The organism is Sphingobium sp. BS19 (genome assembly GCF_027925545.1).
Taxonomy (GTDB): Bacteria; Pseudomonadota; Alphaproteobacteria; order Sphingomonadales; family Sphingomonadaceae; genus Sphingobium.
This window is the reverse complement of the sequence record NZ_BSEF01000008.1, coordinates 167,303-182,914: the sequence shown is the minus strand read 5'-3', so window position 1 is coordinate 182,914 and position 15,612 is coordinate 167,303. Positions and strand designations below refer to the sequence as shown.

Below are 15,612 nucleotides of genomic sequence, written 5' to 3'. Positions count from 1 at the left end.
ACGGCAAGGACGGGGCGCTGCCATTGGCAACACCCCGCCCAAAACACTAACCAGACTTACGTAGTCGGAAGCGAGGTGCAGAGGCCGCTGTTGCCTGTACCGAAACCAACAGTGTCGCTGTTGCAGGTCCAGCCCTGATACCATTTGTCGTTCGCGTCCTTGACCGCACCGATGTAGGTGGTGGTGTCGAAGAAGGCGCTGATGGTCTTGGGATCAGTTGCAACGACAGCCGTTTCGTTGGCGCCGTTGATGAACACGCTCGTCAGGCTGGGCGTGAAGGCATCGTTATTGTTGTTCGATCCGGAACCGAACAGCGTCTGAACGACGGCATCGGTAACGCCATTCACACCGAGGTACTTGGTAGTGCACTGCATGACGACAGACTTGAAGACAGGTGCGCCAGCTTCGTCGATTGCAGCATCGGCTGTTGTGGATGCAGTTTGCGGACGGCTGATACGCAGGCAGGGGTTGACCGGGCTGGCGAGGATGCCGTTGACCAGCGTGTAGTCGGTGCCACCACGCAACAGGATCGAAGCCACGTCCGAAGTGGGGTTAGGCGAGCGATCGATGAACGTGAAGTTCGCGACGCGGGTGTTCTGACGTGGCGTGTTGCCATCGGCTGCATTGTCGGAATCTGCTTCGATGATGGCGTCACCGATGTTCTGACGCTGCACTGCGATCACGTACTGGAAGTTGGCTTTGACGCCCGTGTCGGTGTCCAGATTGTCGTCTTCCGCGCCGACGGCGATGAAGTACTTCATGTTTACGACGCCGCCGAAGAATTCCGCCGCATCGTCCGAGCTGTTATACGACATGATGTGGTCAAGGATGGTGCCCGACCCGGTGCCTTCGGTCGTAAGAGCCTGAAGCTCAGAGTTCGGCGAAAGATTATATCCCGAATACCGAATCTGGACGTAGCTCATTCTACCGCTGCTGTCAGCGGGCGTTGCACCACCAAACTTAGCAGGATCGGCCGCGCCTTCCGTCTGACGTTCGCATGCTGCCGTGCCGGGCGTTACACCGGTGGCTTCGCAATCGGTGACCGGTGCACGGCCCATAAGGACGACGCCGCCCCACTGACCCGAAGAATTGATATTGACGTTCCCCAAAGCATTTTCACGACTTGTGAAAATTATCGGCTGGGTCGCCGTTCCAATTGCGCTGATCTTGTTACCGCGGTTCACTGCAAGCCAAGAAACACCGCCGCCACTTATGACGATCACGCCGGGATCAATATTAAGCGTGACGTTAGTATCGTTTGCCGATGCAGTAGGACCGCCGTCGGTACCCACGTCCACACGACCGGGCAACTGATACAAAAGACCAGCGATCTTCGGCAACGTAATGCTCTTATTGATGCGCGCAGGCAAATTACATACGCGATAGGTGCCGGTTGGGCCCGTGATCGTGCCTGCATTTCCGAGACCTTGCGGATCGGCAACAGCCGGACAGCTATCGGCTGCCACTACACCGGTCGGCGTAGGCGTAGGTGCCGGAGCGGGCGCAGGCGCAGGCGCGGGGTTATTGATCGTAACCGATCCGCCGGTGCCGGGAGATGCAATGTCGTTGGCGCCGCATGCGCTCAGCGCGGCGACGGCACAACCGCCAAGCAAGATCTTCGAAATGCGTGAAGTACTGGACATAATGTCTCCGCTCCGGCCCTGACCGGGATGTGAATTGGCTGCGGAGCGCCAAGGGGAATAATACGAATCAGCAAAGCCCCCTGCCGCCCTCGAAGCGGCGACTAGGCTCTGCTGATGACAGGTTGATTGTATTCACGTGTCGTTTTGGCGACAGTAATGTTACTGATTTGTGTCCGTTATGACGAAACGATGACACGCCCTGCGAATATGGGCGGATTGGAGCGCTTTAGGGGCTACCCCTTCAACGCCTCGCGATTGACGAAGAGCCCATCCATTTCGATCAAGCAGGGGAAATGCCCCTTATTATTCGCAAAGAACGCGCTGGGGGCAAAACCCCGCGCATCCATAAGGTCTATCATGTCGCGATAGCCTTTCCCTCCGCGATAGAGCGGCTGGATCGCCAACTCAGTCTGGATAGCGATCATGTCGCTCAGCAGATTGCCCGCCCCTTCGCAGACGATGCTGTCATGGCCCTGCGTATCCATCTTGAGCAGCGTGCGGGAGAAGCCATGCTTGGCCTGCAATTGCGGATATAGCCCATCCAGCCTCTGGCACTGCACATCGACGGTCTGGGCGACCTTGTTCCGCTCGACAAAGATCGGGTCCATCCGTTCGGCTGGGACTTCCAGCGAACTGAACTGATTGGCCGCCATCACATTGAATTGCGCCGTGCCGTCTGTATTCGACAAGGCGACGTTGAAGGCATGCCAGTACGGATCGCGCGCGGCGTTGCGTTCCAGTGCGGCAAATACCTGCGGGTTCGGCTCGAACGAGAGGATTGTGCCTTTGAAGCCGACATCGCGGCGTAGCATGGTGGCGTGCTGACCGGCATTGGCCCCGACGTCGATGATACAGTCGATATCGAATGCCGCGACCAGCCGCCGCAATTGCAAAACTTCGGGATATTCGTGCACCCGGCCGCGCAGCGAAAGGCGCAGGGCCAGCCAGCGGTCACGCAGTTCACGTTTGACGCGGGGACTCATGCGTTGGCCTTCCCGCCGCGGGCGGCGATCGCCTGTGCCTGCTGATATATGTCCACCGTTGCCGATCCTGCCTTGTCCCAATTGCCGAGGCGATGCCCCAGCGCCGCTGCGCGGTTGCCCATTTCGTGCCTGATGGCAGCGCTCTGGAGTATCGGCAAGAGGCTCTGCGCCAATGCGTCCGCGTTTTCGCAAGGGACAAGTGCGACCGCATCCTCGTCCCGTAGCGAAGAAAATAATCCTGTATCGGTACAGACCATCGCTTTGCCACAATGCAGCGCGGACAGGAATGCACCGCTGGAATCGATGTGCCGATACGGGAAGACCAGCAGGTCCGCGCTTTCGATCCATGCCGACAGGCGGCTTTCTTCCAGGAAGCCAAGGTCGGTGTGGAGCGATTGCGCGAAACCGGCGTCGGTGACGCTGGCCAGCATGGGGGCGATGTCCATGAACGGTTTTCCCGCAATCGCGAGTTCGAATTGTGCACCCTTCCGCCACAAGGCGAGGCAGGCTTCGATCAGCAGGTCGAGGCCTTTATAGGGCCGGATCGTGCCGAAGAAGAGTATGCGGGGTGATTGCGGTGGCGGCATGGCAGCGCGACTTGCATCGGTCGCAGGCGCAAGCTGCATGGGGGGATGCGGGATGATCGCGATACGTTCGGACGCAACACCTTTACTGACGAGCGCGTCCTTCGTGGTCTGGCCATGAACGATCAGCCGGTCGAAGTGGTCCAGAAGTTCCGCATAGCCTCTGCCCTGCAAATTCGCGTCGCCATGATAGGCGCTGGCATTATGGACAGTGTGGACGAGCGGAACGCCCGTATGGCTTAGGCGACGCAGGATATGTCTGTCGGCGGGCGCGAAGGGTAGCCATTGATAGTGCACGACATCGGCGCTCGGTTTTGCGCCGATCAGGCAATCGGCGACATACTCCGCTGCCTTGATCGCGCGGAACGGGAGGCCCTCGCCAACGAAGCGGCGAGCGGTTTCGCCGACGCGGAAGTAGCGCGGACTGTAGCGATAGTTTTGCGGAAGGATCGCGTCGGTCGTTCTCAGCGGACGTCCAAGCAGCGTAACGTCATGCCCTTGCGCGCCCAATGCCGCACACAGGCTGTCGTCATAGCGCCCGGTAAACAGCGATGGATCGACCATGGCGATCTTCATGCCTTCACGCTTTGCGTAAGACGGCACAATGCGAAGGCATGGAGCATCCCGGTGCCGAGGAACGTCATAAGCAATAGAAGCGAAAAGGCCTCTGTGAAAGAGACGCCATTGCGCGCGGCGAGTGCGGCCAACGGTACGGAGAGCACCGATCCCGCCAGAAAAGGCAAAGACTGGCGCAGCAGCAATCTGAACCGTCCCAGAGCCGCCTGCACATAAACCGATACGCATGTGATACTCAGGCCCAGCAACAGCAGCGCTATACCGGCCAGATCGACCCGATCAACGATCAGCTTTCCATCGAACAAGGAAAGCACCAGCACCCTGCCGAAGACGATGAGGGCAATGCCGATGGCCAACGCCATGCCGCCGCCAGCGATCACGGCCCGGAGTAGCAATTGCCTGAACCGCGCAGCATCACCACGATACCAGGCCGAAGTCAGGCGCGGCAACGCCGCCTCGATCATTGCGCGCACCAGTGCGCTGATCGAGCGGCTGACTTTGAACAGGAAATCGAACAGCAGAAGCGGGCGCGGATCGTGCGTCGCCAGTGCGATCAGGAAATACGGCGCGTTGTAGGCCACGACCTCAGAAACCGTGAGTGCGGCAGAAGCGCCGAAGTCTGCCAGATAATGCCGCCGCACATGTCCTCCCCCCACGCGAAGCGCAAACCAGTGTCCGGCCCGCAGCGCCATCCGACGATGCAGCAGCAACAAAGCCATGCCGATAGCGCTGAAACTGACCAATAGTTGGAGAAGCACCGACACGGTGAGGTTCAAGCCCACCAATGTTGCCACCAACAGCGAAAGCAGCACCAGCCGCCGCGCCATATCCAGCCCTTCCCAGAGCATATTTCGGTCCACCGCAGCCAACGCACGCTTGGCGAGCGTCGCGAACAGATTGAGGCAGGCCGTCAGGAAAAACAGCACGAACAGCCATGGGTATTGCGTCGAGATGATACCCAGCAGGATCGCGCCGATCATCGCCAGCGTCGCGGTCAGCGTCAGTCCGCCAAGCAGCGCGACCAGAACGCCCAGTTCCTCCGGCCGGAAATCGCTCGCCTCCCCTTCCCCACGCGCGGCGAGCCAGTGCCGCCGCAGCCGGTTATAGGCGATGCTCGTCAGCCCCAATTCCGCCGAGACCGTAAAATTACCGAACGCTACCAGCAGCAGGAATGCCCGGAATTCCTGAATCGGCAGCAAGCGGACAAATACATAGGTGACGGCAAAGCCCCACAGCATCGCCAGCGCCACATTGGCGAGCTTGACCAGTGCGAGGATACGCGCCGACCCTTCCAGACGTGCAACAATGGACATGGGGTGGCCGAACAGCTCAGTATGCCTTGTCGTGGACCAGCACACGCAACGTCGCCAGCACGATGCGGATATCGCGCCAGATCGACCAGTTGGTCACATATTCCAGATCGGATTGCAGCCGATCGATCAGATCCTGATGCACATTGGTCGCGCCGCGATGGCCGCGCACTTGTGCCAGCCCGGTGATGCCCGGCTTGATGCAATGCCGTTGCCAATAGCGATCGTCGACTTCCCAATACAGCTTGTCGGCTGCCTTGGCCGCAGCGGCATGGGGGCGCGGCCCGACGATGCTCATGTCGCCTTTCAGGACATTGAATATCTGCGGCAGTTCATCAATGCTGGTCCGGCGCAGAAAGCCGCCGATCCGCGTGACACGCGGATCGCTGCGTTGGGTAAGCTGCGCGGCGGCATGGTCCGTCATGTCGGCCCGCATCGTCCGGAACTTGTAGATCGAAAAAAGCCGTGCATCTCGCCCGAGCCGCGGCTGACGAAACAGCACGGGACCGGGACTGGTCAGCTTGATGGCGATAGCCACGGCGATAAAAATAGGGGACAGCAGGACAGTACCCGCGCTCGCGACGATCATATCGAACAGGCGCTTGATGATGCGGTCACGATATTGCAGTGGGCCGCCCGCCACGACCAATGTCGGATGCCGCTCATATTCGTCAAGCTTGGCCGGTGCGAAACGCATCAACTCGGGCACAAGAATTTCGCCACGCGCCTCAAGCGATTTCAAGGCTATCGACCAATCGTTGATACGCGCGCTGGGGCAAGCGACGATAACGCGTTCAGCATGCCCGATCGCTCCGGCAAGGCGGGCCGCCATCTCGGCATCGTGGCGTGCGGGGTCTATGCCCAGTTGTGAGGCATCCAAAACGCTGGCCTGCGCCGTAGATGAGAACGGAACGCCATCCACGATCACAACTGCGACCGCAGGCATTTCCCCTATCAGCGCAGGGACAACCCGCGCCAGAATAGGCCGTAGCGCGACAAGCCCAGCCATGCTGAAACCGACGCCGACGAGAAAGGTCAGGCGTGAAAGCTGCTCGGCGATCTTCCCGAAGTATATGATCACGAGCATCAGCATGATTGCCTGCATCAGCGCCCAACAGGCACGCATGGCGGTAGCGCGCGGCGTCGCCAGACTGCGCACCCCATATACGCCCGCCTGCACAGCCAGCAAGGCATAGACCGGGGCGATCATGGCGAACATGACCAGGCCGTGCGGCTTTGCAGGCTCGCCTACGAACTCGCCAATGACGAGCAGGTTGGCGAGCGCAAACGCAGCGAACAAAATGGCGATGTCCGCGATCAAGCTGATCAGATACAATCGCACACGCAACGCCGAAAGTGTCGGGCCACGCTGTTGCGTTATCATCTGATGGACAGGTGCATTCACCTGAACTTCCCTAAAATCATCATGCCGAGCAGGCTCGTAGCACTATTATCGGCGTATCGGAATATCGCTGATAATTGTTCCGGAACAGAAGCGGCTTCCGAACACAAACAACATCCACTTCCGAGAAAGAATTCGTAACACATCTTTACTCCGCGACGAGCCAGCGGCATTGCATCTGTCACGATGGCATTGATGCGCACCTCTCTTCGCTCGATAACAGCAAGCCCATGGCACCTTCTCCAGCTTGCGACAGGGGCCAAGTCGTTCAAGGACAATCCGTTCATCGGATCGAAGCGCTTGAACGGCTATGGGTTGCATGTGAAGCGAATGGCGCTTGCTCACCGGGCAGCAGCCTATCGACGCCGTAAGCTTGCGCGAGGGGTTTCGGCGGAAGATCGCATTCAGTTCGATGCACTCGGTTACGTTGCTATCCCCAATTTCCTTGGCCCCGCGCAGTTCGAGATATTACGGTCCACATTGCTGGACCGCGCATATCCTGCGCGGGAAATGTTGCAAGGCGATACGATCACCCGGCGTATCGCGATCGATGCCAAGCTGATGCGTGAGGTGCCAGGCTTGGCCAAGCTCTTTACAACGCCTCGCTGGCACGGGTTGATGCAATATGTGGCAAGCTATGCCAGCGAACCGCTATATTATATTCAGACCATCCTCTCGCATCGCGCGGAAGCTCCGCCAGATCCGCAGGAGCTGCTGCACGCGGATACCTTCCATCCCACGATGAAAGCCTGGTTCTTTCTGACTGACGTTGCGGAGGACGAAGGCCCATTCACTTATGTTCCCGGCTCCCATCGCCTGACCCAGCAGCGTCTGGCATGGGAGAAAGCGCGCAGCATGATAGCGCCCGAAGGCGTGGATCATCTTTCCGCGCGCGGATCGATGCGCGTCGATCGGGATGAACTGCGCGCAATGGGGCTTCCAGAGCCGGTCAAACTTGCGGTCAAAGCAAATACGCTGGTGGTTGCGGACACATGTGGTTTTCATGCCCGCGGCGCTTCCGTGCGACCGACGACGCGGGTGGAGATATGGGCATATGCACGGCGCAATCCGTTTATCCCGTGGACAGGGCTTGACCCGCTCTCGCTCCCGGGAATTGCGTTTCGGCGTATCTCGTTAATGTGGCTGGCCCGCGATCGACTGGCCCGCTGGATTGGCCAGCCTTGGACCGACGTCGGCGTAAAGCGGCCATCGGATGGTTGATAGCATCCCGCTAATCAAGCGATTGTCATAACAGCATATTTACTTACTCGTTATAGTTAACAAAATTGTGCAGCGCGAAAACGTGCTTGCAATACCGGCTTCCTAAACTACAAACGCGGGCGGGGCGGGATTGTAAAACATAAAGTGATTTGTGCAGGGACACCCGCGTATGAACATAGCCACTCGGATTTCATCCATCGAAAGTGGACGGCGCGTCATAGAGCAAGAAGCATCTGGCTTGAATGCCTTGAGCGCGGCTCTGGATGAGAATTTCTCCGCTGCCGTCCGGATCGTTGCCGCCACCGCTGGACGCGTAATCGTTACCGGCATCGGCAAATCAGGCCACATCGCGCGAAAGATAGCTGCGACATTGGCCTCGACAGGAACACCGGCTTTCTTCGTTCACCCCGCCGAAGCGTCGCACGGCGACCTCGGGATGCTCAAATCGGTCGATAGCCTCGTTGTTCTGTCGAATTCAGGCGCTACCGTTGAGCTACGCGCCATCGTTGGCCATGCGCGACAGATCGGGATTCCAATCGTTGCGATGGCGTCCAAGGCAGACTCGCCGATAGTGCGCCAATCCACTGTAGCCATTTGCCTGCCGCGAATGGCGGAAGCCTGCCCCGTCAAAATAGCCCCCACAACATCCACTACAATGATGCTTGCGCTAGGCGATGCGTTGGCGATCGCTGTGATGGAGATGCGCGGGACGTCGCGAACGGACCTGATGCGGCTCCACCCCGGCGGAAACATCGGGTGGAAGCTGATGCCGGTGGACACCCTGCTCCGTAGTGAAGACCCGCTTCCGCTCGTCCGCCCCACGACGGGGATGCGCGACGTCGTGCTGGAAATGACATCGACCGGCAAAGGGGCGGCGGGGGTCGTCGACGACGATGGCAATCTGATCGGCATCATTACCGATGGCGATTTGCGGCGTTCATTCGATCAGATGTTGATTGCGACGGCAGGCGATGTGATGACGTGCAATCCGATCACGGTGCCGAGCGGCACGCCGATCGAAGATGCACTGACGCTGTTGTCTGAGGCCGCCATTACGGTGGTGTTCGTGATGAGCAGCGAAAACCCCCGGCAGCCTCTGGGGTTGCTCCATATCCACAGCATGGCAATGAGCCTCTGACCGCTTCTCAGCGATTCAGAACATTCCCATGACTACGGCGATCATCATTCCTGCGCGATATGCGTCTTCGCGCTTTCCGGGAAAACCTCTGGCGCCGTTGAAAGGCGCAAGCGGCCTTTCAAAACCATTGGTCCAGCGGAGCATCGAGGCTGCGCGTACCGTTCAAGGTGTAGATCACCTGTTCGTCGCGACCGACGATGAGCGCATCGCCAACGTAGCGTTGGAATGCGGTGCACAGATCGCAATGACGCCGCCGGAATGCGCCAATGGCTCAGAACGTGTGGGGGCGGCTCTGCCTTCGCTGCCTGAAGACGTCGATGTTATCGTCAATTTTCAGGGTGATGCGCTGCTTACCCCGCCCGATCTGGTATCTATGCTCATCGCGCATATGCACGAGCATCCGAACTGCGAAGTCGCTACAGTCGCCGTGCGCTGTTCGCCAACGGTCTATGCCCATCTGGTGAACGATCAGGCACATGGTCGAGTGGGCGGCACGACAGTGGTGTGCAATGCCAGGAACGAGGCGCTGTATTTCTCGAAGCGCGTGTTGCCGCACATTGCCGTTGGCAGCACATATGAAGACTCGCCTCCCGTGCTGTTGCATCTAGGTCTTTACGCTTATCGCCGTTCGGCTTTGGAGCGTTATGCGGCTCTTCCGACAACGGACTTGGAAGCCATTGAAGGGCTGGAGCAACTGCGGTTCCTGTTTTACGGGATCCCTGTCGCGGTGGTCGTTGCCGACCCACCGGAATGGGACGCCATCGAACTTAATAACCCATCGGATACCGGACCAATCGAGGCTATCTTGTCCGCGCGTGGGATAGTATAGGCCGATCCATGAAGATTGCGGGAAAATCGATAGGCGGTGACGCGCCTTTGTTCGTCATTGCTGGCCCCTGCGTAATCGAGTCCGAAGGTCTTGTTCTGTCCGTTGCGGAAACGTTGCGTGCGATTGCCGACCGGCTGGGCATCGTTTTGATCTTCAAAAGCAGCTTCGACAAAGCCAACCGTTCCTCTGGCGCGACCTTTCGTGGGCCGGGAATGGACGAAGGCCTGCGGATATTGGAAAAGGTTCGCACAGAAACCGGCCTGCCGGTCCTGACCGACATCCACACCCCCGAACAATGCCGCGCTGCCGCTGATGCGGTCGACATGCTCCAGACCCCGGCGTTTCTTGCTCGCCAGACAGATCTGATAGAAGCGGCATCGTCGACCGGGAAGCCCGTGAACATCAAGAAAGCCCAGTTCATGGCGCCCAGCGACATGACGCAGGTCGTCGCAAAGGGGCGCGCTGCTGCTGCCCGCGCCGGTCTCGATACCGATTGCATCGCAGTGTGTGAGCGCGGCACCACCTTTGGCTACAATAATCTGGTCGTGGATATGCGTGGCCTTGCTACGATGGCGCAAACGGGTTGTCCGGTAGTGTTCGATGCCACCCATTCCGTACAAAGGCCCGGCGGACTGGGCGACCGGTCGGGTGGCGACCGGGAGTTTGTGCCACTGCTGGCGCGCGCAGCGGTTGCTGCTGGTATAAATGGGCTTTTCATGGAAACGCATCCAAATCCGGAAAATGCGCTTTCAGACGGGCCCAATGCCTGGCCACTGGACAAGGCGGAGGCGTTGCTTAGCGATCTGCTTGCTTTGTCGCGGGTTCCCCGCTCCGTGAGCTGAACGATGAAGGCGCGTATTTTGGCGGTGCCTTTGGCTGTTGCTTTATTGGCCGTCTCGGGATGCAGCATCGCTCGCAATGCCCTTTATGCACCGCGCACCGAACCTATCGCGATCGCCGAATGGACCAAAGCCCAGCCGGAGAGGCTCACCGTTTCGACCCCCGATGGCTTGATACTGGAAGGGTTTTACTGGCCACCCGCCCGCGCGGATGATCGCGATATATTTATCTTTTTCCACGGTCGCGGCGCGCACCAAGGCGTAGGCGCAAAATATGCGCAGTATCTCGCAGCGGGGGGCGATGCCGTACTCGTGGCGTCTTATCGCGGCTTCGGCGGCAATCCCGGCCATCCTTCGCGCGAAGGACTACTGACAGACGCGACTGCCTTTGTCGCAAAGGCGCGGCAGCTTGCCGGGCCAGATGCGCGCTTATGGTTCGTGGGACATTCTTTGGGCGCCGCGGTGGCATTGCAAGCTGCATGCACGGACGGGCACGAGGCAGGCGTCATCGCAATCAGCGCGTTCTCGGATATCCGCGAAGCCGCCCCGCCGCTCCTGCGGTCCTTTTTGCCCGACCAATGGGACAATCGTCGCACGGCGCATTGCGTTACTGCGCCACTCCTTATCCTGCAGGGTGCCGAAGACCGGATCGTTGCGCCCAGCAGTGCTGCCGTTCTTCTAAAAAGCAGCGGTGGACCGGCGACGGCCATAGCAATTGCAAACTGGGCGCATAAGCCTGTGATGCAGACAATGGGCCCGTGGGTGGCCGAAGCCATCGAGGCTCTTGCAAAGGGGGAAGGCACTCCGCTACCGCCATTGCCGGAACACTGGGCGATAGAGGGTGTGCATCGGCCATGATACCGTTGCTCCGCATCCCGCCCTTTCCCGGCAGCAAAGTCACGCAGCTAGTCCGTGCTGGTAAAGGTACGGATGAATCCGAAATCATCCTGCCGCTGCTACGGGATGCAAAAGTAGGCGGCACATTCTGGGCTGCTCAGCCCGCTATACCCGCTGGCGCTGTCGTCGGGTGCCCGTGGGATACGGTCAGTGCGAGGAGCATGGTTGAACGTGCCACCACCATAGACAAGCCGTTCGTCCTGTGGGCGAAGGATAAGACTGTCGTACAGCAAGTCGATACGTCGCACATCGCGGTGGTCATCGGCGACGCTGACCCTTGGCACATGACCGATAGAGCATCGATGTTCTGGGGCAATTGCGACGATGAGCGCTTGCTTATCGCGGCTTTGGCAGGGCGCGCAGTCGAGGGGATGGACGGAACACCCTATCCCGATGCCATCGCAACGCTGCACGAATACTGCCAGCAATGGGTGCACATCGACCCATTCACCACCGAACCTGTCGGCATGGCCCAAACGATTGAACTATTAGCGTATTGGCGCAGCATCATTGATGCCAATCGGACGATTGCAGCGGCTGCAGGCATGGCTTTCTGGAAGCGCGAGACGGTCGAACCGCTGCTCTGGAACGGATGTTCGAACGTTCACCATATTGCGTCACTCGATGCGCTCCAGTCCTTGCCCCCGGATGCGGCGGTTGCGGTGTGGAAAGCGAAGACACCGCCCGACCTGCTAAACGCTATAGAGCAGCGCGCGGCCCGTAACCCTGCCCTGCTGCATGAGGTTGAGGACGGGTTCATCCGTTCGATCGGCCTTGGCGCTGACTGCGTTCCCCCTCTTTCCATCACGGTCGATTCCATAGGCGTTCACTTCGATCCGGCACAAGAAAGCGCTCTGGAGCGATTGTTGAATGATGCAGACATTATGCCGGAACAGTTGGCCAGAGCGGCGGCCATACGCGAACTGATCGTATCTTCAGGCTTGTCGAAATATGGCGTAGGCAGCGGTACGCTGGACCGGCCGGGTGGAGACAAGCGGCATCTGCTTGTGCCGGGGCAGGTTGAGGACGACCGTTCGGTATTGGCAGCGCGGGGCGATGTGCGCGGCAATCTTGATCTTTTGCGGCGTGCGCGTGCTGCGGAACCCGACGCCTACATAATCTATCGCCCGCATCCCGATGTGGATGCCGGGCATCGCAAAGGCCATGTTTCGGATGAGGCGGCGCTGGCTTACGCTGACTCTATAGATCGGGGCACGGCCATTTCGGCGCTGCTGGATATGGTCGATGCTGTGCACGTGCTATCATCGCTCGCAGGATTCGAAGCGCTGTTGCGGGGTAAGGATGTCACGTGTCACGGCACCCCATTTTATGCTGGCTGGGGCTTGACCCGTGACCTTGCAGCAACACCTACGCGCCGTAAAAGACGCATCGTCATCAATGAACTAGCGGCAGCCGTGCTGTTGCTTTATCCCCGCTATTTAGACCCGGTCACTGGCCTGCCCTGCCCCCCTGAGATACTGGTGAGGCGGCTGGTTGCAGGGGTAAAGAAGGAAAGCCGATTCATCGTGCCGCTACGCAGGCTTCAGGGAAAAGTGAATCGCTGGCGATTCCGGGCGGGTTCCGTTGAAGAAGTTTGATATTGGCAATGAGCCCACCGTCGGCTTTCGCAGCAGCCCTACGGCCAAGTCGCATCTTCGCGATGTAAGTCGCGATCTTCCGCCGGCAGCGCAGCCGTCATTAGCCGGCCGTGTATTTGTCATGCTTCAGGGACCGCCCGGCCCCTTTTTCTGCTTACTGGGTGAGCGGCTGCGCGCGTTGGGTGCCGCGGTGCATCGCATCAACTTCAATGGCGGCGACCGGATCGACTGGCCGGGCGAAGGCGCCGTTGATTTTCGCGATCGCTTCGCCAAGTGGCCTCGTTTTTTCGATCATTTCCTTCGCGACAAGGGCATTACCGATGTCATGCTCTTCGGCGACTGTCGCCCTATGCATCGCGCCGCACACGGAATGGCGAAACTGCGCGACATCAATATTCATGTGTTCGAGGAAGGCTATATTCGTCCCGACTGGGTGACAATGGAACTGGATGGCGTGAACGGTCACTCTACATTGCCGCGTGACCCGAAATGGTTTCTCGAACAGGCTCGCACCCTGCCCCCCGTCCCCGAACTGCCCCCCATAACGGCGAGCTTCGATAGGCGTATCAGAGACAGCTATCGCTATTTTCATCATGTCGTCACGCAATGCTGGCGCTTTCCCCATTATCGTTCGCACCGACCTGGATCTGTATTGATTGAAGGGGTGCGGTGGGGATGGAAGCTGGTCGTAACCAAAAGACTCGCAGAGCAACGCACAAAGCGCGCGCTCGCCCGGGTTGAAGGAAAACGCTACTTTCTTTTCCCCCTTCAGCTCAGCTCGGACTATCAGATCCGCGAACACAGCCCCTTTCCCGACATGGCAAGCGCGGTGCACTATGTGCTCGACAGTTTTGCGCACCATGCAACCGCCGACGCCATGCTCCTTATCAAGGAGCATCCACTGGACGCCGGGACGACGATCTGGTCCAGGTTTGTTAAGCGCGAAGCCACACGGCAAAACCTGGTCGATCGAGTGGTTCACCTTGCGGGCGGCGATTTGGCTTATTTGGCAAAACATTCCGTTGGAATGGTCACGGTCAACTCAACATCGGGTACTTTTGCGCTTGAATCCAGAATTCCCGTTACTGTTCTTGGTGATGCGATATACGATATTCAGGGTATTACGCATCAGGGAGAACTCGACCGGTTCTGGACCGATCCACAAACGCCGGACGATGCTACGTGGCGTTCCTTTCGCCAAGTGCTGCATAATGATTGCCTAGTCAGGGGCGGCTTTGCGAGCAACACCGCGGTTTCCATATTGATAGAATCCGTGTCCAGAAGAATTTTGTCGTAGAAATCTTGTGATGACAGGTATTTTCTTCTGACAGTTAGTCAAAGTTGTATCGCTTTTTTTCGGAAACAATATGTGGCAACTGCCATTCAATATCGGCGTCAGGTGAAGTTAGAGTGCGTTCTCGTCCATTATTGTTAGACGTACGCCGCCTGATCTGGCGCATCTGGGTTGGCGGAATGCCTACGGGGGTAGACCATGTGTGCCTTGCCTATCTCAAACATTTTGGCCCCCAAGCCCAGGCAGTCGTAGAGCGCGGTCGCTTTCGGCGTATCTTGTCGCCGGAACAGTCCGACCGCCTTTTCGCGATCCTTCGTTTCGGCATAGGCGGATTTAAGCGGGACATGTCCATATTGGGGATCCGTGCGATCCTCTCGAATTTCGGTGATGCGAGCCGCGGCATGGGAAGACCATATCTCAATGTCGGCCACACCGGGCTGGACTCAAAATCGAGTGCGGCCTCTTTAGAGGTTAGCCCGATTTACCTGCTCCACGACCTGATCCCGATAACCCATCCGGAATATTGTCGCGCAGGCGAAGACGTCCGTCATACTGAACGTGTCCGAACGATCCTCAATCGCGGTCACGGTGTGATAGCCAATTCCAATGACACCGTAAAAGCACTGCAGCAGTTTGCTGGCGCGCACGATCACCCTATGCCGCCCACCTTGACTGCCTATCTTGGGACACGTTTGATGACACGTCCCGATCAGACGCCCAGCCCTATCGACCGCCCCTATTTCGTCATGCTGGGTACGATCGAAGGCCGAAAAAACCACATCCTCATGTTGAACATCTGGCGCGACATGGTTGCCGACAGGGGCGAGAATGCGCCTGTTCTGGTGATCATAGGAAAACGAGGCTGGGAAAGCGAACAAGCTGTAGATCTGCTTGAAAGATGTCCGGGGCTTTCGCGCCATGTCCTGGAGCTACCGCATTGTCCGGACGAGGAAGTGGCCCGCTATTTCCATCATGCGCGCGCCTTACTGTTCCCCTCCTTCACCGAAGGTTATGGAATGCCACTGATCGAAGCGTTAGCAACAGGACTGCCTGTTATCGCCAGCGACATCGGAGTCTTTCGGGAATTGGCCGATGATATCCCCGAATATCTTAGTCCGATCGATGGTCTCGGTTGGCGCCAAACGATTGAGGCGTACTTGCCGAAATATAGTCCGGCGCGACACAAACAGGTGGAGCGTATGGAGGGGTTTCATGCTCCCACATGGGATGAGCATTTTACCAAGGTAGATGCGTGGCTTCCAACCGTTCGGGACAGAAACGTCCTATGAACGATCTTG

General features: G+C 58.6%; 13 protein-coding genes. 8 read left to right on the top strand and 5 right to left on the bottom strand.

The window, feature by feature from the left end:
- Nucleotides 1–56 precede the first annotated feature (56 nt).
- From QMG56_RS11060 to QMG56_RS11040, 5 genes are all read right to left on the bottom strand, one after another.
- Nucleotides 57–1,643, bottom strand: a complete 1,587-nt coding sequence (locus QMG56_RS11060) for a hypothetical protein (protein WP_281822590.1) — start codon at nucleotides 1,641–1,643, stop codon at nucleotides 57–59.
- A gap of 233 nt (nucleotides 1,644–1,876) precedes the next feature.
- Entirely contained in the window at nucleotides 1,877–2,626 is a 750-nt protein-coding gene (locus tag QMG56_RS11055) for an FkbM family methyltransferase (RefSeq protein WP_281822589.1), read from the bottom strand.
- Nucleotides 2,623–3,786, bottom strand: coding sequence for a glycosyltransferase (locus QMG56_RS11050; protein WP_281822588.1), 1,164 nt, complete (start codon nucleotides 3,784–3,786; stop codon nucleotides 2,623–2,625). The genes QMG56_RS11055 and QMG56_RS11050 overlap by 4 nt, the downstream gene beginning before the upstream one ends.
- Nucleotides 3,783–5,099 carry a hypothetical protein gene (locus QMG56_RS11045; RefSeq protein ID WP_230187438.1) on the bottom strand — a complete coding sequence of 439 codons (1,317 nt, stop codon included), beginning with the start codon at nucleotides 5,097–5,099 and terminating at the stop codon, nucleotides 3,783–3,785. Before QMG56_RS11045 ends, QMG56_RS11050 begins: the two co-directional genes overlap by 4 nt.
- A 16-nt stretch (nucleotides 5,100–5,115) precedes the next feature.
- The gene (locus tag QMG56_RS11040) at nucleotides 5,116–6,480 is read right to left on the bottom strand and encodes an exopolysaccharide biosynthesis polyprenyl glycosylphosphotransferase (protein ID WP_281822587.1); all 1,365 of its coding nucleotides are present in this window, start codon (nucleotides 6,478–6,480) and stop codon (nucleotides 5,116–5,118) included.
- Between the two features lie 204 nt (nucleotides 6,481–6,684).
- Here QMG56_RS11040 and QMG56_RS11035 point away from each other — a divergent pair, with 204 nt between their 5' ends.
- The 8 genes from QMG56_RS11035 (at nucleotide 6,685) to QMG56_RS11000 (ending at nucleotide 15,603) form a co-directional block, all read left to right on the top strand.
- Entirely contained in the window at nucleotides 6,685–7,719 is a 1,035-nt protein-coding gene (locus QMG56_RS11035; protein ID WP_281822586.1) for a phytanoyl-CoA dioxygenase family protein, read from the top strand.
- A 169-nt stretch (nucleotides 7,720–7,888) separates the two neighbouring features.
- Entirely contained in the window at nucleotides 7,889–8,857 is a 969-nt protein-coding gene (locus QMG56_RS11030) for an SIS domain-containing protein (protein ID WP_281822585.1), read from the top strand.
- Nucleotides 8,858–8,885: 28 nt separating this feature from the next.
- Nucleotides 8,886–9,686: a 3-deoxy-manno-octulosonate cytidylyltransferase gene (locus QMG56_RS11025; protein WP_281822584.1), complete on the top strand. Its 801-nt coding sequence runs from the start codon at nucleotides 8,886–8,888 to the stop codon at nucleotides 9,684–9,686.
- 8 nt (nucleotides 9,687–9,694) lie between these two features.
- Nucleotides 9,695–10,528 carry a 3-deoxy-8-phosphooctulonate synthase gene (gene kdsA / locus QMG56_RS11020; protein ID WP_230187434.1) on the top strand — a complete coding sequence of 278 codons (834 nt, stop codon included), beginning with the start codon at nucleotides 9,695–9,697 and terminating at the stop codon, nucleotides 10,526–10,528.
- Nucleotides 10,529–10,531: 3 nt separating this feature from the next.
- Complete coding sequence (locus QMG56_RS11015) at nucleotides 10,532–11,383, top strand: alpha/beta hydrolase (RefSeq protein WP_281822583.1); 852 nt, start codon at nucleotides 10,532–10,534, stop codon at nucleotides 11,381–11,383.
- Entirely contained in the window at nucleotides 11,380–13,020 is a 1,641-nt protein-coding gene (locus QMG56_RS11010; protein WP_281822582.1) for a capsule biosynthesis protein, read from the top strand. The genes QMG56_RS11015 and QMG56_RS11010 overlap by 4 nt, the downstream gene beginning before the upstream one ends.
- Nucleotides 13,007–14,317, top strand: coding sequence for a capsule biosynthesis protein (locus QMG56_RS11005; RefSeq protein WP_281822581.1), 1,311 nt, complete (start codon nucleotides 13,007–13,009; stop codon nucleotides 14,315–14,317). The genes QMG56_RS11010 and QMG56_RS11005 overlap by 14 nt, the downstream gene beginning before the upstream one ends.
- Before the next feature lie 272 nt (nucleotides 14,318–14,589).
- Nucleotides 14,590–15,603, top strand: a complete 1,014-nt coding sequence (locus tag QMG56_RS11000; protein ID WP_281822580.1) for a glycosyltransferase family 1 protein — start codon at nucleotides 14,590–14,592, stop codon at nucleotides 15,601–15,603.
- Nucleotides 15,604–15,612 lie beyond the last annotated feature (9 nt).